Origin of the sequence: Pantoea sp. B9002 (genome assembly GCF_013385945.1) — a bacterium.
Classification (GTDB): domain Bacteria; phylum Pseudomonadota; class Gammaproteobacteria; order Enterobacterales; family Enterobacteriaceae; genus Pantoea.
Map to the genome: position 1 here is coordinate 1 of NZ_JACAPA010000013.1, position 17966 is coordinate 17966.

Annotated in this window: 18 protein-coding genes and 1 tRNA gene; 12 read left to right on the top strand and 7 right to left on the bottom strand. The window is 54.6% G+C overall.

Annotation, left to right across the window (positions count from 1 at the left end; genetic code table 11):
• From HX773_RS25785 to tmaR, 3 genes are all read left to right on the top strand, one after another.
• The coding region (locus HX773_RS25785; protein WP_218168218.1) for a hypothetical protein at positions 1–182 on the top strand (182 nt) is incomplete at its 5' end.
• Between the two features lie 30 nt (positions 183–212).
• Positions 213–1271, top strand: coding sequence for an FUSC family protein (locus tag HX773_RS10325; protein WP_008110562.1), 1059 nt, complete (start codon positions 213–215; stop codon positions 1269–1271).
• A gap of 161 nt (positions 1272–1432) precedes the next feature.
• The gene (gene tmaR, locus HX773_RS10330; RefSeq protein ID WP_008110563.1) at positions 1433–1753 is read left to right on the top strand and encodes a PTS system regulator TmaR; all 321 of its coding nucleotides are present in this window, start codon (positions 1433–1435) and stop codon (positions 1751–1753) included.
• An 84-nt stretch (positions 1754–1837) separates the two neighbouring features.
• Here tmaR and HX773_RS10335 read toward each other — a convergent pair whose 3' ends face one another.
• The 3 genes from HX773_RS10335 to HX773_RS10345 all read right to left on the bottom strand — a co-directional run bounded on the left by HX773_RS10335 (position 1838) and on the right by HX773_RS10345 (position 4782).
• Positions 1838–2665, bottom strand: a complete 828-nt coding sequence (locus HX773_RS10335) for a glycosyltransferase family 8 protein (RefSeq protein WP_176971434.1) — start codon at positions 2663–2665, stop codon at positions 1838–1840.
• An 18-nt stretch (positions 2666–2683) separates the two neighbouring features.
• Positions 2684–4066: a D-arabinono-1,4-lactone oxidase gene (locus tag HX773_RS10340; RefSeq protein WP_176971435.1), complete on the bottom strand. Its 1383-nt coding sequence runs from the start codon at positions 4064–4066 to the stop codon at positions 2684–2686.
• Positions 4067–4140: 74 nt separating this feature from the next.
• Positions 4141–4782, bottom strand: coding sequence for a TetR family transcriptional regulator (locus HX773_RS10345; RefSeq protein WP_176971436.1), 642 nt, complete (start codon positions 4780–4782; stop codon positions 4141–4143).
• Between the two features lie 213 nt (positions 4783–4995).
• Between HX773_RS10345 and HX773_RS10350 the strand changes: the two genes are divergently transcribed.
• The 5 genes from HX773_RS10350 to HX773_RS10370 all read left to right on the top strand — a co-directional run bounded on the left by HX773_RS10350 (position 4996) and on the right by HX773_RS10370 (position 10204).
• Positions 4996–5823 carry a MetQ/NlpA family ABC transporter substrate-binding protein gene (locus HX773_RS10350; RefSeq protein ID WP_176971437.1) on the top strand — a complete coding sequence of 276 codons (828 nt, stop codon included), beginning with the start codon at positions 4996–4998 and terminating at the stop codon, positions 5821–5823.
• Between the two features lie 12 nt (positions 5824–5835).
• Positions 5836–6966 carry a methionine ABC transporter ATP-binding protein gene (locus HX773_RS10355; RefSeq protein ID WP_176971438.1) on the top strand — a complete coding sequence of 377 codons (1131 nt, stop codon included), beginning with the start codon at positions 5836–5838 and terminating at the stop codon, positions 6964–6966.
• A complete protein-coding gene (locus HX773_RS10360; protein WP_176971439.1) occupies positions 6947–7603 on the top strand; it encodes a methionine ABC transporter permease in 657 nt (218 codons plus the stop codon). Before HX773_RS10355 ends, HX773_RS10360 begins: the two co-directional genes overlap by 20 nt.
• Positions 7604–7700: 97 nt before the next feature.
• Positions 7701–8900 carry a M20 family metallopeptidase gene (locus HX773_RS10365; RefSeq protein WP_176971440.1) on the top strand — a complete coding sequence of 400 codons (1200 nt, stop codon included), beginning with the start codon at positions 7701–7703 and terminating at the stop codon, positions 8898–8900.
• An 11-nt stretch (positions 8901–8911) separates the two neighbouring features.
• Complete coding sequence (locus tag HX773_RS10370; RefSeq protein WP_176971441.1) at positions 8912–10204, top strand: NtaA/DmoA family FMN-dependent monooxygenase; 1293 nt, start codon at positions 8912–8914, stop codon at positions 10202–10204.
• Between the two features lie 158 nt (positions 10205–10362).
• Here HX773_RS10370 and HX773_RS10375 read toward each other — a convergent pair whose 3' ends face one another.
• The 4 genes from HX773_RS10375 to HX773_RS10390 form a co-directional block, all read right to left on the bottom strand.
• Positions 10363–11385 carry a type II toxin-antitoxin system HipA family toxin gene (locus HX773_RS10375; RefSeq protein ID WP_176971442.1) on the bottom strand — a complete coding sequence of 341 codons (1023 nt, stop codon included), beginning with the start codon at positions 11383–11385 and terminating at the stop codon, positions 10363–10365.
• Complete coding sequence (locus HX773_RS10380; protein WP_176971443.1) at positions 11382–11693, bottom strand: HipA N-terminal domain-containing protein; 312 nt, start codon at positions 11691–11693, stop codon at positions 11382–11384. The genes HX773_RS10375 and HX773_RS10380 overlap by 4 nt, the downstream gene beginning before the upstream one ends.
• Complete coding sequence (locus HX773_RS10385; RefSeq protein ID WP_370463599.1) at positions 11678–12025, bottom strand: XRE family transcriptional regulator; 348 nt, start codon at positions 12023–12025, stop codon at positions 11678–11680. The genes HX773_RS10380 and HX773_RS10385 overlap by 16 nt, the downstream gene beginning before the upstream one ends.
• 229 nt (positions 12026–12254) lie before the next feature.
• Positions 12255–12330 (bottom strand) — tRNA-Asn (locus HX773_RS10390).
• Between the two features lie 507 nt (positions 12331–12837).
• Here HX773_RS10390 and HX773_RS10395 point away from each other — a divergent pair.
• From HX773_RS10395 to nac, 4 genes are all read left to right on the top strand, one after another.
• Entirely contained in the window at positions 12838–13761 is a 924-nt protein-coding gene (locus HX773_RS10395) for a sugar ABC transporter substrate-binding protein (protein WP_176971444.1), read from the top strand.
• 33 nt (positions 13762–13794) lie between these two features.
• Entirely contained in the window at positions 13795–15279 is a 1485-nt protein-coding gene (locus HX773_RS10400) for a sugar ABC transporter ATP-binding protein (RefSeq protein WP_176971445.1), read from the top strand.
• Between the two features lie 14 nt (positions 15280–15293).
• A complete protein-coding gene (locus tag HX773_RS10405; protein WP_176971446.1) occupies positions 15294–16325 on the top strand; it encodes an ABC transporter permease in 1032 nt (343 codons plus the stop codon).
• A 477-nt stretch (positions 16326–16802) separates the two neighbouring features.
• Positions 16803–17720 carry a nitrogen assimilation transcriptional regulator NAC gene (nac, locus tag HX773_RS10410; RefSeq protein ID WP_008109351.1) on the top strand — a complete coding sequence of 306 codons (918 nt, stop codon included), beginning with the start codon at positions 16803–16805 and terminating at the stop codon, positions 17718–17720.
• Positions 17721–17966: the final 246 nt, after the last annotated feature.

Genomic DNA, 17966 nt, shown 5'->3' on the forward strand with positions numbered 1-17966 from the left:
GGATCCCTCAGTCCGTAGGGTCGCCATTCATGGCGACCTTTTCAATGCCCGCACCAAACCGCTGCGTTACATCAATGTTTCCATTGGGAAAATCAGATGTAACGTCCATGTTGAATTTCAGCAAAAGACGAAAAATAGTTGCGTTCGACCCTGATGCCGCCGCCGTCGCCAGGGTAACATAGCGCGCAAATTTTTAGCGTTCCCGGACAACCATGTTACGCGCCGACAAGCCCATCTCGCAGATTGAGTTCTGGTTCTACCGCCACTATCGCGCCGTGCACGGCGTGCGCATCGCTATCGCCTTTGTGCTGTGTTTCCTGTTTGTGCGGCTCACCGACATTCCCGAAGGCACCTGGCCGCTGATTACGCTGGTGGTGGTGATGGGGCCGATTTCCACCTGGGGCAACGTGCTGCCGCGCGTGGTGCAGCGTATCAGCGGCACGTTTGCCGGTCTGATTTCCGGGCTGATCGCGCTCAAGCTTGAGCTGTTTTCACTGCCGGTGATGCTGGTGTGGTGCGCCATTGTGATGGTGGTCTGCGGCTATCTGACGCTGGGCAAACATCCCTACATGGCGCTGCTGATCGGCATCACGCTCGGCGTGGTGGTTGGCGCACCGGCCGGAGATTTCACCATCGCCATGTGGCGCGGTGGCGATGTGATTCTCGGTTCACTGATGGCGCTGCTGTTTAGCGCGATATGGGCGCAGCGCGCCTACACCCATTGGCGTATCCAGTTGTCGGATGCGTTTATCGCCATGGCCAAACTGCATCACACCGGTTTCTCCGCCAATCTGCTGGAGAAACCGCGGCTGAATAAACCTTTCCAGAAACTGCTGAGCGGCGTGATCAAAATGCGCGCGCTGCTGGAGCCGGCGAGCAAAGAGACACGCATTCCGAAATCGGTGTTTGAGGCGATCCAAACCATCAATCGCAATATGGTTAACACCATGCAGATGCAGATTGATGCATGGTGGTCGTCGCGTGAAAGCCACTTGATTATGCTTAACGCGCCCACGCTGCGCCGCACGCAGCAGATGACGGAAGACACGTTGAATGCGCTGGCAACGCTGATGGTGAAAGGCGAAACCGAGCAGATCACCGCCAACAGCCACGCGCTGGAGGAGATCACCCAGGAACTGGAGCAGCTGATTGCCAATCGTAGCGGACGTTCCGAAACCACGGCGATTTATGGTTACGTCTGGCTGAGCCTCGAACAGGCGCGTCAGCTGGAGCGTATGACCGATTTAGTGCGCCTGGCGCTGCGTAAATAGTTTTCTCAGGCAAGGACTTAATGTGAATCACCCTTTCTTTGCGCTAAGATAAGCGCCAGTCCGAATTTAGCGGTGAGAATTGCAACCCTGGCGGCCAAGCCGCTAAGCTAAACGTTATGACTATTCCGCCTGCCGACGCAGGCCTCAAGAAAGGTGCCAACATGGAAAATGCCAAGCAATCATTTCAGGACGTACTGGAGTTTGTGCGTATGTTCCGTCGTAAAAACAAACTGCAGCGCGAAATCGTGGATAACGAGAAGAAAGTCCGTGATAACCAGAAACGTGTGCTGCTGCTGGACAACCTGAGTGAATACATCAAACCAGGCATGAGCATCGAGGCGGTGCAGGAAATTATCGCCAGCATGCGTGTGGACTATGAAGACCGCGTTGATGAGTACATCATCAAAAACGCTGACCTCTCCAAAGAGCGTCGCGAGCTGTCGAAGAAATTGAAAGCGATGGGCGAGCCAAAAGCGCAATAAATCGTAGGGTCGCCATTTATGGCGACCAGGCGCGCAGTAATGCGCAATTCATATGAAACAGCGCGACGAATCGCGCTGTTTTTTTTATTTCGCCGCCAACTCCCACCACAGCTTATCCAGCGCGTAATAGCGGTCGCGTTCCGACTCAGGTTGATTCAAATCGCGTTTCCACGGTTTCGCCAGAATAAAGTGCAGATTCTTCACCTCATCTTCGCGCCACATCTTGCTGTGCTGGAACGGCAAGGTTTTCAGCGCATTGTATTTATACGAAAGCGGCAGCCAGCGATCCTCGAACACTTCATTAAGCAAATCCTGCTCCGAGAACGGATAGCGACGCAAATCGGTAATGCCCGCCACTTTCTCCTGCAGCCACTCGAACACCGCCAGATCCGGCTTCAGCACCAGGAAACCACCGTTCAGATAACGATCGAGCGTGGACGGTGCCGGTTCGCCGCGATCCTGCCAGGTATAGTGACAATTCTCTGGCTGCCAGCTGGCGGGATAACTGGCGATCTGGTTGGGATTGCAGCGACAGGCGTGGCACGCTGCCAGCGCATGCTCGCCCAGATCGAGCGTAAACAGCTCATCCATATTGCGCAGCACCAGCATATCGGCATCGAGAAACACCACGCGCTCACAATCAACCAGCTCCCACGCGCGCAGCTTGCTCCACACTTCACCAAATTGCGCCGAAGCGTAATGCTGCTCCAGTTCGGCATTCGGCATCAGCGGATCCACCGGATGGATCACGCAGCCCAGCGCCTGCAACGCTTCACGCGTCTCCAGATCGATGGCGTCGGTGACCATCACAATCAGCGGCCAGCGGGTTTCACTGCGCTTCAGCGAGCGGTGCAGCGCCTTCACGCCAATAAAATAGTCCGGCTGCGTTAACAGCGTTACCCATGCAAACATGGTTTCTCCCCCTCAAACTTAATCAAACAAAGCAGTGACATAGTCATTGCTAAAACGGCGTTGTGGATCGAGCTGGTTGCGCACCGCGCGGAAAGCGTCCCACTGCGGATAGATATCGCGCCACTGATAGCGCTGCGGATCATAATATTTGCCCCAGTGCGGACGTCCGCCTTCGGCCGCCAGCAGCTTCTCAACTTCGGTGAGAAAATGCAGGCCATCCTGCGACAGCGAACCGTCATCGGCGTAATAGACCACAAAGCCAAAGAAGCAGGTGGCGTGCTGATACGCCGGGCTGAGCCAGGCTTCAGACGCACCGGTGCAACGCAGAATGATCGGATAGTGCATATGCGGATGATTCTCGGCATACCACGCTTTGATCTTGCTGATAATCTGCGGCGTTTTCTCCAGCGGCACGCCGATCTCGACGTTGATCTGCGGCACGGCAATGCCGCGACAAAACAGCTGATAGATATCGCCGCTGATGTCAGTGAAATCGCGGAAGCGCGTCACGGTGCGGAATTGTTTGCCGCCTTTGCCGTGAATCTGCGTATCGCGATGCATCTGCGCCAGCGTCTGGTCGATGGTGTCATTCAGGCTGCTGTCGGTGTCATCGCCATGCTCAATCACCTCGCGCTGATTGGCGTGCCAGGCTTGCGACTCTTCATCGCTGGCTTCATGCGCGTTCCACACGTGCATCAGGTTGTCATCGACAAACCACCAGGCTTTGCTCATCTCATACTGCTGATTCCATTCGATCAGATCGTTCTCCAGCGTATCGGCGGAGACGGCGAATTTGTGGCAGGTAAACAGGCGGAAAGGTCGGGTGCGCAGCGTCACGGCCGTCACAATGCCCAAGGTGCCGAGCGAAACCTGCGCGGCGGCGAAATCGGGCTCGCCGCGCACAAATTCACGCACGCTGCCGTCAGCCAATACCATGCGGATGCGCAGCGCTTCATCGGCGATTGAGCTTTGTGCTAAACCCTGGCCGTGCGTGCCGGTGGCCATCGCGCCCGCCAGCGTTTGCACCGCAATCACGCCTGGCGACGAGGCCAGCATGCGATCCATCTCGGTTAAGGTGCTGTAAACCTGCTCCAGCGGCGTACCGGCGGCAAAGGTGACGCTGTCTTCGTCTTGCGCGATCACGCCGTTGAACGCGCTGAGATCCAGCAGCAAATCCTGCTCATCAACGCCGAGCATGCGGCCCGGCGACAAGCGGCTGCCCAGCACGCGCACTTTGCCGCTGGCGGTGCGCAGCAGTTGTTGTAACTCCGCTTCAGTTTGCGGCTGTTGTAACTGATTACGCTGACCAACCACCGTGTTTTGCGCCCAGTTCCACAGTGCGCTGTCCTGATCGGTATTGTGCGTATGGCGTAAGGGATAAAGGTGGGGATCTTTGTTCACTACGGCGTTCCTTAGTCTGAGGTCTGTGACAGTCCCAAAATTAAAAGCGTAGACCATCAGCGCGCAGCCGCAGCCTACGGGGCTTTGCGCACATAACGCAGCGTGGCGGTGACGGCTAACTGGCGGTTGCGGCGGATGCTGTCTTCTTCGCTATCGTTCGGCGTGAACAGCGTGTGAAAGGTGTAACGATTGGAGACGTGATGCACACAAATGCTGCTCAGCAAACGGTGCACATCCACGGTATCCAGCCCAGCAATGAACAGGCCTTGCTGCTGGCCGCGCGTCAGAATGTCATCCAGCACATCAAGCGCACTTTTGTTCAGTGCCTTGATGCGTTCGGATTGCATGATGTAGCGCCCGCGCAGCAGGTTTTCGGTACACACCAGCCGCATAAAATCCGGGTGTGAAACGTGGTAATCGAAGCTGGCTTCCACCAGTTTGGTCATCGCCAGTTCCGGTTCCATCTCGGCGAGATTGAGGCCGGTTTCATGCTGGCGAATCGCCTGATACACCTGCTCCAGCACCTCAATATAGAGCTGCTCTTTATTGCCAAAGTGATACACCACCATGCGTTTGGTGGTTTGCGCGTGCTCAGCGATCTGCTCCAGCCGCGCGCCTTGCATACCGAACTCGGCGAACATTTTCAGCGCACCGGCAAGGATGCGTTTCTTCAGCCCTTCAGGGTCATTTTTTCGTTTAGGTGTGGTGTCCGACATAGCGCTCAGTAACAAGTCCATCAAAAGGAAGAGGATAACACAGCCATTTTCTCGCTTGTGGCGATGCGAGCGGCGCTGCGGCTTTATGCTTTTCAGGAATAGCATTTCTGAATAAATCATAATGCAGGAATAAGCAACTGCGTATACTGCGGTCATCTGTCGTTACGACAGCTTATTTTGACTCGCGCAATTATAACGATTAGGAAGCATTTTATGCACACACGTCTGTCATCAGTAAAAAATAAATTCCTGTTAACGGCTGGCGCTTTGCTGCTGGCCAGTGCGGCGCTGTCGCCGCTGTCCATCGCCCATGCGGCGGATAAAACCTCGATTAAAGTCGGCATCATCAGCGGCGAAGATGAGGACGTCTGGCGCGAAGTGATCAAACAGGCGGCGGCAAAAGGCTTAACGGTGAAAACCGTGATCTTCAACGACTACAACCAGCCGAACGAAGCGCTGCAAAACGGCGAAGTGGATGCCAACGCCTTCCAGCATCAGCCGTTCCTTAATAACCAAATCAAGGTCAATCACTACGACATCGTGCGCGTCGGCGATACCGCCGTGTGGCCGATTGGTCTCTACTCGAAAAAAGTAAAAAGCGCGAAAGAGCTGAAAGAGGGCGCGGTGATTGGCGTGCCAAACGATCCCTCTAACGAAGCGCGCGGTCTGGTGCTGCTTGAGCAACAAGGCCTGATCAAGCTGAAGCCGGGCGTTGGCATCGCGGCCACCACCGCAGATATCACCTCGAATCCGCATCATCTGAAAATCAAAGAGCTGGATTCCGGCATCATCGGCCGCTCCGTTCCTGATCTGGATGCCGCCGTCGTCAACACCGATTGGGCGCTGAAAAGTGGCCTGACCGCAGAAGACCGCATTGCGCAGGAGCCGGTAAAAGATAACCCGTACAACAACTTTATTGCGGTGAAGAAAGAGAACGTCAGCGCGCCGTGGGTGAAAACGCTGGTGGCTTCTTATCAGAACGATGCCGTGAAGACCGTGTTTGACAAGGTCTACAAAGGCACGGGCGAAACGGCCTGGTAAGGAACGAACAAGATGACGTTATTCTCAGCAGCCGAAACGCCCTTTACCGCCGTCAAACGCGGCGTGGCGGAAAGTGCCCATGACGAGGCGCAGGTGAAGTTTCGCGACAGCGGCAGCGTGGTGCGCCTGCAAGGCGTGTCACGTCGCTTTGGACAAACCCAGGCGCTGCGCGATATCTCGTTGACGGTGCAGAAAGGCGAAATTCTTGGCCTGATTGGACGCAGCGGCGCGGGGAAATCCACGCTGATCCGCTGTCTCAACGGGCTGGAACAACCTGATGAAGGCGTCATTGAAATCGAAGGCCGGAACATCACCGGCCTGTCGGAAAAACAGCTGCAAACGGTGCGCAGTCGCGTTGGCATGGTGTTCCAGCACTTCAATCTGCTGTCAGCAAAAACGGTGGCGCAGAACGTTGCGTTGCCGCTGAAAATTGCCGGCATGGATAAAGCGCAACGCCAGCAGCGCGTGGCGGAACTGCTGGAACTGGTAGGACTGGCGGACAAAGCGCAAAGCTATCCGGCGGCGTTATCCGGCGGCCAAAAACAGCGCGTTGGCATTGCCCGCGCGCTGGCGGCCAGTCCGGCGCTGCTGTTGTGCGATGAAGCCACCTCGGCGCTCGATCCGGAAACCACGCGCTCAATTCTGGCGCTGCTCAAATCCCTGAATCAAAAACTCGGCATCACCATTCTGCTGATTACCCATGAGATGGAAGTGATCAAATCCGTGGCGCATCGCGTGGCGGTGATTGATGCCGGTGAAATCATTGAACAAGGTCCGGTTTGGCAGGTGTTTGCGCATCCCAACTCGCAATTGACGCGCACGCTGCTGCGCGGTTTGCTGCCGCAGCTGCCGGAAAATATTGCCGCGCGCCTCAGCGATGAGAAACAGGGCGACGCCATCTACAGCGTGCATTTTGCCGGTGACGATGCGCAGGGCGATCTGCTCACCCGCTTTGCCGGCGCGCTGCCGGGCAAATTCCGCCTGCTGCAGGGCGGCATCGATCATATCCAGCACTACGCGGTGGTGCGTTTCTTTATTGCGCTCCCGGCGGCGAACGCGGCCGACGAGCAACAGATTCTCAGCTGGCTGCACGCGCAGCAGGCTCAAGTGGAGTTGGTGGGTTATGTCGCCAGTCATGATTGATCTTTTACTCAATGCGTTAGGCGAAACGGTATTAATGACGCTGATTTCCGGCCTGTTTTCGCTGGTAGCGGGCTTGCCGCTCGGCCTGATTCTGGTGATGACCAGCCCTGGCGGCATTGCCGAACATCGCGGCGTTAATCGCGTGCTGGGCCTGATCATCAACAGCTTCCGCTCGCTGCCGTTCATTATTCTGCTGGTGGCGCTGATTCCCTTTACCCGTTTTCTGGTCGGCACCTCGCTCGGCACCTGGGCCGCGATTGTGCCGCTGTCGATCACCGCAACGCCGTACTTCGCGCGCGTGGCAGAAGTGTCGCTGCGTGATGTCGATCGCGGCCTGATTGATGCGGTGCGCGCCATGGGCGCCAGCAAGCTGCGCATTGTCTGGGACGTGCTGATCCCGGAAGCGCTGCCCGGCATTCTGTCTGGTTTTGTCGTCACGCTCGTCGCGCTGATTGGTGCTTCGGCGATGGCCGGCGCGATTGGCGCAGGCGGACTGGGCGATCTGGCGATCCGTTATGGCTATCAGCGCTTTGAAACCTCAGTGATGATTGCGGTGATCGCGGTGCTGATTGTGCTGGTGTGCGGCATTCAGTGGGTCGGCGACCGCTTGGTGCAGCGTATCGATAAGCGTCATTGATTATCATTGATGCGCGATAAATCGCGCCGCTACGAATACGTGCATCTACTGTAGCGGCGCAATTTATTGCGCATTTTTTTGCCAAAGGAGAATGCTCATGTCGCTGAATCCACTTCAGCTCACGCTCGAAAACAACCTCGAACAACACAGCGCCGCTTACCTCAAGGTATCGCAGGCGATATTTCAAAATCCCGAAACTGGCAACAACGAATATTTCGCCAGCGAGCAGCTAACCCAATTACTCAGGGCGCAGGATTTTGACGTCACAATTAACGTCGCCGGACACGAAACCGCGTTCTACGCGGTCAAGGCCAGCGACAAACCGGGCCCCACTATCGCTTTTCTCGCAGAATATGACGCGCTGATCGGTATCGGTCACGCCTGCGGTCACAACCTGATTGGCACCACCAGCGTGGCGGCAGCCATCACGCTGTCGCAGGTGCTGGATCAAACCGGTGGACGCGTGGTGGTGTTAGGCACGCCAGCGGAAGAGGGCGGATTAGCCGGACCGGGCGGCCCCAAAGGCAACGTGAAAAAGCGCTTTGTCGAAGCCGGCTACCTCAAAGACGTCGATGTAGCGCTGATGGTGCATCCCTCGGGCAAAACCCGCCTGACCGAATCCACGCTCGCCAATAATCATCTCTATTTCCACTTCTACGGCAAGCCGTCGCACGCCGCCAGCGCGCCGCATGAAGGGATCAACGCGCTGGATGCGCTGGTGCTGCTCTACAACGGCATCAGCGTGCTGCGTCAGCAACTGCCGGATGGCGTGCGCGTGCACGGCATTATCACCAACGGCGGCCAGGCCCCAAACGTGATCCCGGAATACGCGTCGGCGCACTACTACATCCGCGCGGACAGCCGCGAAGTGGTGGAATCCCTTGAGCCGCGTCTGCGCGCCATTGCCGAAGGCGTGGCGCTGGCGACCGGTGCGCGCGTCGAGATTGACCATCAGATTGGCCCGCGCGATTTCAAACTCAACTCAGCGCTGGATGCCTTGCTGCTGGAGGAGTTCACTGCGGCAGGCGAGAAGGTTGATCTCTCGCCGCAGAAGAACAAAGTCTCGACCGATGCCGGCGACATCAGCCACGCGGTGCCGACGGCGCATCCGTGGCTGAAAATTGGCCCCGACGATCTGATTTTCCACACCGTGCCCTTCCGTGAAGCGGCCAACTCTGAGCGCGGCTATCAGGCGCTGCTGATTGGCGCGCGCGTGCTGGCCCGCACCGGCTTACGTCTGCTGATCGATGCGGACGCCTTAAACAACGTCAAAGCGGATTTCGCGCGACAACCATAAAGGAGAGTGTTGTGTCGCAAACGTATCGCAGAAAACTGAAAACGCTGGTCGGCGCCAGCAGTGTGATTTCCGCCGCCAATGACAGCCAGCCAGGCGTGGGCATCACACGCGCCATTGAACTGGCGAAGATTGCCGAGCGCGAAAAGATCACCGGGCTGTTTACCGCCGATTTGCTGCAGGCCGATCCGGCCGGATTAGCCGGCACCACCGGCACGCAAGATCCGCTGATTGCGCTGGCGGCATTGAGCCAGGTGACATCGCACATCGGTTTAATCGCCACCGTCAGCACCAGCTGGCTGCATCCGTATAATCTGGCGCGTCAGGTTGGCACGCTCGATCACATCAGCGGCGGCCGCGCGGGTTGGAACGCGGTGACTTCATCAGTTGGCGAGGAGAACTTTGGTGAAAGCCAGCTGCCGCCACCGCAGGAGCGCTACGCGCGCGCCACCGAATTTATCGAGGTGATGAACGCGCTGTATGACGCCAACGAACGCGCGGCAGCGCAGCGCACGGCCAGCGGCGGCATTCGTCTCGATCACACCAAACTGCATCCGATTAACTATCGCGGCGACTATTTCCAGGTGGCGGGTCCGCTTAACGTACCGCCGCCGCCACAGCGCCGTCCGGTGCAGTTCCAGGCGGGACAATCCGAAGCGGGCGTAACCCTCGGCGCACGTTATGCCGAGGTGATTTACACCTCGCAGCCCACCTTCGATGCCGCGCAAACCTTCGTGGCTGATGTGCAGCAGCGGGCGCGACGTTTTGGCCGCGAACACAATCCGCCGCTGATCATGAACTCGTTCCACGCCATCATTGGCGACAGCGACGCCGATGTGGCGCGCCGGTTGCGCGATAAGCATGAACGCATCAACTATGAACAGGGCCGATTGCGCGTGGCCGATATGCTGGGCGGCGAGGTGGATCTGCGCGATTTGCCGCTCGATCAACCGCTGCCCGCCGCGTTTATTCCGGAGCTGGCGCAGGTGCATCGTCGTCAGGGACGCGCAGCCATTTTCCGTGGCTATGCGCTGGAAGGATTAACCCTGCGTGAGCTGATCATTAAAGCTGAAGAGACCGGTCACTGGTTTGTCGCCGGAACGCCAGCAACCCTGGCCGATGCTATCGAAGAGCGCTACCGCGCCGGCGTGCTGGATGTGATTTCGCTGCATGGACTCGGCCAGCCCGATCAGCAGGATTTGCTGCTCAACGGCCTGCTACCAGAACTGCGTCGCCGCCAGCTGATCGATACAGATTATGTCGGCAACGATTTCCGCAGCAGTTTGGAGCTGGCTCCGCTGGCGTAGTTGCACGTGGTAACCAGGTCGCCATAAATGGCGACCCTACAATGTTCCGGTGCGTTTTCGTAGGGGCGCCATTTATGGCGACCGATTTAAGCTCAACTGACGTACCCTACGCCACTTATAGTGACTCTGTTAAGTGCAAATCTCAGGCCTGATTCAAGCTAAAGCTCAGTGACCGCCAATAAGGTTATCCGCCGCGCAATATATTCGAGAATAGTTTCTCGCTGCGCTTCTGGCATGTGACTTTCAGTGTAGGTATCAATAATCAGCTGATGGTTACTGATAATTTCGCTTAGCCATTTTTTGGCCAAAGTGGGATGAATATCCATACCTTGCGCGAGCAGGACAAAGTCCGCTCCCAGATATTCCCCGTAGATGGAATTAATTCCTGGGGCGCTTTCTGCATCATTTTCTTCCCGCTCCAGAAGTGGCAACGCTAAATATTCTTTAAACGCCGCAGGGTAGGGAACGACGCTGATAAAGTCATAAACTGGGGCCAAATAAGGCGCTCCCTTTTCGGGAAGAATGATGCCGATATTGCGCAGATGAAAATCATTATTCCCCAATACATAGGCATAGACGATGCGTAAAAAGAGGTCTCGTTTACTCTTCAAACTGCTACTTACCGAATGATTGAGAAATTTAGCGGCTTTCTCATAACTTGTGGCCTTCTTATTATCTATATAGCCATATTTATCGCCGAGGCCCATCGCGCCATCCAACTGCTCCTGATGCAATCTGGCTTTATCAGCCCCCGTCCGGTCATATCTCTTGATGACAAAAGCGAGTTCATCTGGCCGGCTGTCATCATGCTTAAACGGCATAAGTCCAAAGGAAGGAACGTCAAATTTCAGGCGCCGCATCAGGCTCATCGTTGCATGCTCATTTTCCGCCAGGTGCGGATACTCTTCTGGTGAAGGTTTAAGAATATAGGTTCCGTCGTTGCTGACTACATGCAATTCTCCTGCTTCCAGGCGGAGAGAGAGCTTGGGTTGATAGCCTGAAATGCTCATCCCTTTCTGGCGCTCAGGAAGTTCCTGAATAAACTGGCTACGGGTGAATGGCAAGCTTAGGGACACTTGCAAACTACCCAGTAAATGTTTAATGCCTTTTGTCGAATAACCTGTATTCAACTCGGATTCTTTCAGCAGTTTTAAATTTATCAGGCAGCGTTCAGGATTCATTGAGTCATCTCTTTGAGTACGACTGCACCGAGCAAGTCGTCACCATTCTGCATCAGTAAACCGAACAGATCTTTGTCGTCAATTTTCTGAATTTCAGAATATCGTTTACGCAACCATCCCTCTGGGGCTAATCCTTTGAAGAAAGGATGAAGCTCTTCACTAAAGTAAGGCTCAGATCTCACCGGCATGCTAAGAGATATTGCTGGCCCGCTATAATTGGGCTGATAGCAGAAAGCAAAACCCCTTTCCACTTCACTCAACGTCCCGACAGGATGGTTGTAAAGCCACACCGCTATTTTTCGAGCCATACTTTTATTCCAAGCTCTTTAAGCAATGCATGGAGATTAATCGCCTTTGCTGATGATGGTTTGGCAATCATTCGCTTAAACGTCGAGATTGAAACGCCAATTTGCATGGACATCTCTTCATAAGTGATATTTTGTTGCTTAAGTTCACGCGTCAGGAGCTGCGGCAATAATGAAAATTCTAAAGCGTTGAGAGCGCGTATGTCGTACGGAGCATCTTCATTTAAAGATTGAGTACTCAACGCCCACTCTTCCATCACGGTCTGTCGATCTGATTCAGAAAGCTTGTCGAGTTGAGATTTGATGTCATCAAGGTTCATTTTTGACACTGCCACGCATTTTCTAGCCTGCTTTTTACGATATGAGTCGACTATAAAGCCTAAAGGGTCATTTTTGAACTTATTAGCTATTTTATCGACAACTCCATGCGACAAAATCAAACATGAAGGCGAAAAGTGTCATTTATGATACTTCAGGAAAGGGCGGGATCGTCAGAGCAGATCTTTGGATGAATACAGGAAAGCAAAAAGCCCGCTTAGTTTCCTAAGCGGGCTTCTCTAAATGTGGCTCCTCTGACTGGACTCGAACCAGTGACATACGGATTAACAGTCCGCCGTTCTACCGACTGAACTACAGAGGAATCGTGTGAACGAGGCGCATATTAGCGATGCCGATCCCCGTTGTCAAAGCCCGACTGCACACTTTTAGTTTAAGTGCGCGTAAAAGCAGCGGAATGCTGCTTTTCTGCCTTGAATGATCAGATTCTAAACTGCCAGCAAGATCTCACTTTAAACGCAATTCCTTTGAGATGTTAGAGGCATGTCAAAGTTTTGTTATTTGCCGATTTTAAAACAATCATTTCAGTGCTTTTATGATGAAAGTTTCAAATGTCAATCGGATGAAATAAATGAACTGCTAATCATCACCGGCGAAACGACTTCATTCATCTGAAATGGCATTTCGAAAATAACTGGCTGATAAGTAGTGAGTTACACCGAAAAGATGCAGTAAACCGATAGCGTTAGACCAGAAGCCTTACCTCTACAACCACAAAAAAAACGCCAGCGACGTTGGGTGAATGTAAAAGATATTTTTCATTCGCGGTCTCAGCCAACCTGAGCATGTTAACGAATAAGAAGGGTTACCTATGAAATTCAAAAAAGCGTTATTAACTTCCCTGTTAGTTTGCATGTTACCTGCCGCTGTCATGGCAAAAGATCTTCAGGTGGGCGTTTCTATGGCGCTGTTTGATGACAACTTCCTCACCATTCTGCGCACCGCAATGCAGAAAGAGATGCAAAAAGACAATATCAAAGGCCAGGTTGAAGACGCCAAAGGCGACGTGGCTCAGCAGCTACAACAGGTGCAGAACTTCATTGGTCAGGGCGTTGACGCCATTATCGTGAACCCGGTTGATACCAACGCGGTGAAACCGCTGGTGGATGCAGCCGCGAAAGCCGGCGTACCGCTGGTGTTCGTCAACCGTAAACCGGCTGGCGAGTTGAAAGACAAAATGGCATTCGTTGGTTCCGATTCTGAACTGGCGGGTCGTCTGCAGATGGAAGCGCTGGCTAAAAAGATGAACGGCAAAGGCAACGTGGCGATTCTACTGGGTGACCTGGCTAACGAATCGACGCGTGAACGCACCAAAGGTGTGGAAGCTGTGGTGGCGAAATATCCGGGCATCAAAGTGATTCAGAAACAAACTGCCAAATTTACCCGTAACGATGCGGTAGACGTGGTGAGCAACTGGCTGACGGCGGGCGATGACATTCAGGCAATCGCCTCCAACAACGATGAAATGGCGATTGGTGCGCTGCAGGCGCTGGGCAAAAACCCGAATCACATCCTGGTTGCGGGTGTTGATGGCACGCCGGATGCACTGCAGATGATCAAGAACGACAAGATGGTCGCTACCGTGTTCCAGGATGCGAAAGGTCAGGGTGAAGGCGCTGTGCAAACGGCGGTCAAGCTGATTAACGGCGAGAAAGTGCAGAAAGTGGTCGATATCCCGTTCCAGCTGATCACCAAAGATAACTACGAAAAATTCGCCAGTCAGAACCAGAAATAAACCGTAACCGACTCAGCCGTACGGAGGTGATGTATGACCGCTTTTGCGCTTGAAGCCGAAGGCATCAGCAAGTTCTTCCCCGGAGTGAAGGCACTCGACAATGTCTCACTACGTATTAAACCGGGGTCGGTACATGCCCTGATGGGTGAAAATGGCGCGGGCAAATCTACTTTAATGAAATGCCTTATCGGGATGTATCGTCCCGATAAGGGCACCATTCGCATTAAAGGGGAGCCAGTGCAGTTTCAGGACACCATGGATGCGCTGCGTTCCGGCGTCTCCATGATTCACCAGGAGCTCAATCTGGTGCCTTACATGACCGTGGCCGAAAACATCTGGCTCGGTCGCGAACCGATGAAGTACGGCTTTGTTGACCACGGCAAGCTGAATAAACAGACGCAGGAATTGCTGAATAAACTGAATATCCGTCTGAAAGCCGATCGTATGGTGGGCGAGCTGAGTATTGCGTCGCAGCAGATGGTGGAAATCGCTAAAGCGGTGTCGTGGAACGCGGACATCGTGATTATGGATGAACCGACCTCGGCACTAACGGAAACCGAAGTGGCGCATCTGTTCACCATCATCCGTGACCTGCGCGAGCAGGGCAAAGCCATCATCTATATCAGCCATAAGATGGATGAGATTTTCGCCATCACCGATGAGATCAGCATCTTCCGTGACGGTGCGTGGGTGGGCAGCAATAACACCAGCGAATACACCCGCCAGTCACTGATCACGCAGATGGTTGGCCGTGAACTGACCCAGCTGTTCCCAAAATTCAACGGGGAAATTGGCGAAGATGTGCTGACGGTGCGCAATCTGACCTGCAAAGACCGCTTCACCGACATCAATTTCTCGGTGCGCAAAGGGGAAATCCTCGGCGTGGCCGGTTTGGTCGGTGCGGGACGCAGTGAAGTGATGGAAAGCCTGTTCGGTATGGAAAGTTTCGACAGCGGTGAAATCCTGATTGATGGCGTGCCGGTGAAGATCGATTCGCCTTCCACGGCGATTGAGAAGGGCATGGCGTTCCTCACCGAAGACCGTAAAAAGTCGGGGCTGTTCCTGGTGTTGTCGGTGATGGAGAACATGAGCATCGTCAACATGCCCGATTACACCCATAAAAGCGGTTTTGTTAGCCACATCAAAATGGCGCAGGACTGCATGGATCAGATTCGCAAGCTGAACATCAAAACCCCAACCATGGATCAGATCATCAATAACCTCAGCGGCGGTAACCAGCAGAAGGTGCTGATTGCCCGCTGGCTGCTGGCGCAACCGAAGATCCTGATTCTCGACGAGCCAACGCGCGGTATCGACGTTGGTGCAAAAGCAGAGATTTATCGCTTAATCAGTGAACTGGCGAATCGCGGCGTGGCCATCATTATGGTGTCGTCCGAACTGCCAGAAATTCTCGGCATGAGCGACCGCGTGATGGTTATGCACGGCGGACGTATAACCGGCATCCTCGATAAAGAAGAGGCCAATCAGGAATCCATTTTGTCGTTGGCATCCGAGTGAGGCGTGAGACACCTATGAGTAACGTAAAAATTACGGCCCCGCAGGCCGCAGAACAGAGTTCCTTCTTTAGTAACTTGCGTCACAAGCTGCCAAAAGATACCGGGATTTTTGTCGTGATGGTGGGCATTGCCCTGATTTTTGAAATTGCCGGTTGGTACGTACGTGACCAATCTTTCCTGATGAACACCAACCGCTTAGTGTTGATTATTCTGCAGGTAGCGATCATCGGTATCATAGCGGTGGGTGTGACGCAGGTCATTATTACCACCGGTATCGACCTGTCATCCGGTTCGGTTATCGCCTTAACCGCGGTGGTGGCGGCCAGTCTGGCGCAAACCTCACACAGCCTGTCACCGATGTATCCGTCGCTGGTGAACCTGCCTGCGGCTATTCCCATCGTCGCCGGCATCGGGGTCGGACTGCTGTGCGGCGTGATGAACGGCGTGCTGATCACCAAAACCGGTATTCCTCCGTTCATCGCCACGCTCGGCATGATGGTGTCGGCACGCGGTCTGGCACAGTACTACACGCAGGGTAATCCCATCAGCTTCCTGTCAGATGGCTTCACCTCCATCGGCCAGGGCGCGATGCCGGTGATTATCTTCCTGGTGGTGGCGTTCCTGTTCCACATCGCACTGAAACATACGCGCTACGGCAAATATGTCTACGCGATTGGCGGCAACATGACCTCCGCCAAAGTGTCCGGTATCAACGTTAATAAGTACCTGATCATCGTCTACACCATCGCCGGTGCGCTCTCTGGCCTGGCGGGTGTGGTGCTGGCGGCGCGTGTCAGTAGCGGCCAGTCAAGCATGGGTATGGCGTACGAACTGGATGCCATCGCCGCAGCCGTTATTGGCGGCAGCAGCCTGATGGGCGGCGTAGGACGCATTACCGGTACGCTGATTGGTGCAGTGATTCTTGGCCTGATTAAGAGCGGCTTCACCTTTGTCGGTGTGGATGCTTACGTGCAGGACATCATTAAAGGCATCATCATCGTCGCAGCGGTTTCGATTGATATGCATAGAAACCGCAAGAAGAGATAACCAGGTGGTCGCCATAAATGGCGACCCTACAGAGTTTGCACGGTCGGTTCCCTCTCCCGCGCGCGGGAGAGGGCTAGGGTGAGGGACAACGCGCACCGCCACCCACATAAGTTTTCCTGCTGGTTAAACCCGTTCTTTTCCGCTCGTTTTGTTCCATTCCCGCTGTTTCTGCTCATTTTCTGTATTTTCTGCACCAAACCGGCTCATCCGGTCATCACTTTTTTGCACGCCTGACTCGCATTTCCTGCCCCATCGCGGTGCAATTCGTTTGATTCTTACTCTTTTTGCGTCATCGCCCGCGCTTATTAACTCCTTCGAGGTAATCACAAACGCTTATTTTCCGTGCCTTTAGGAAAAATCCGGCAACGCAATTTTGCATCGCGAACAAACCTGGCCTGCATATTGCAACTTCATCTCCACAAGCCAGCAGGCTGAGACACCCAGCATTTTGGGCATTCGGGGAATGACGGAGGCAACATGAATTTAAGACGACTCAAGTATTTCGTAAAAATCGTCGATATCGGCAGCCTGACTCAGGCAGCAGAAGTGCTGCACATCGCGCAGCCTGCGCTTAGCCAGCAGGTCGCTACGCTGGAAAATGAACTCGATCAGCAATTACTGATCCGCACCAAGCGCGGCGTGACGCCAACTGAAGCCGGTAAAATTCTGTATGCCCACGCTCGCACCATTCTGCGCCAGTGTGAACAGGCGCAAACGGCAGTGATCAACGCCGGTCAGGCATTGAACGGCCAGGTTTCCATCGGTTTAGCGCCGGGCACCGCCGCATCCTCGCTCACCATGCCGCTGCTGCAAACGGTGCGTGAGCAGTTCCCGGATGTGCTGGTGTATCTGCATGAAAACAGCGGCACGTCGTTGAACGAAAAAGTGATGAACGGCCAACTGGATATGGCGGTGCTGTACGACCGTGCGCCAACGGCCGGCATCAACAGCATTCCCTTAATGAAAGAAGAGCTCTATCTGGTGGGCGCCACGGCGTGTCCGGGTGCCACCGTCGATCTGGCGGAAGTGGCGCAGATGAGCTTGTTCCTGCCACGCGACTACAGCGCGGTGCGTAAACGTGTTGATGAAGCTTTCTCGCTGCGTCGCCTGAGCGCGCGCATCATCGGCGAAATCGAATCGATATCCACGCTGACTGCGGCAGTTTCCAGCGGCATGGGCGTCACGGTGCTGCCAGAATCTGCGGCGCGTGCGCTGGTGAGTTCAACCCATGCGTGGATGGCGCGGATTAATAGCCCGTCGCTGAATCTGCCGCTGTCGCTGAACATCTCTGCACGTTTGCCGCTGTCGCCATCGGCGCAGGCAGTGAAGAATATTCTGCTGTCGCTGCTGAATAAGCCAGCGGTAGAGGATCGTGAATTGATGTTAGTGGGATGAGTTAAACGCGCTTTTTCCCCTCACCCTAACCCTCTCCCGCATACGGGAGAGGGGACCGATCCAGCCCATACTAGCCAATAAATCACCTCACCAACCAGCCGCTCGATCAACTCCCTCGCCCGCTTGCGGGAGAGGGTTGGGGTGAGGGCGTCCGTTAAACCTCTCCCTTATTACTATTCCGCATAACACACCGTTTTTTATTATTTGTTGCAATGACACCAACTTCATAACATGGACGAAACAGGG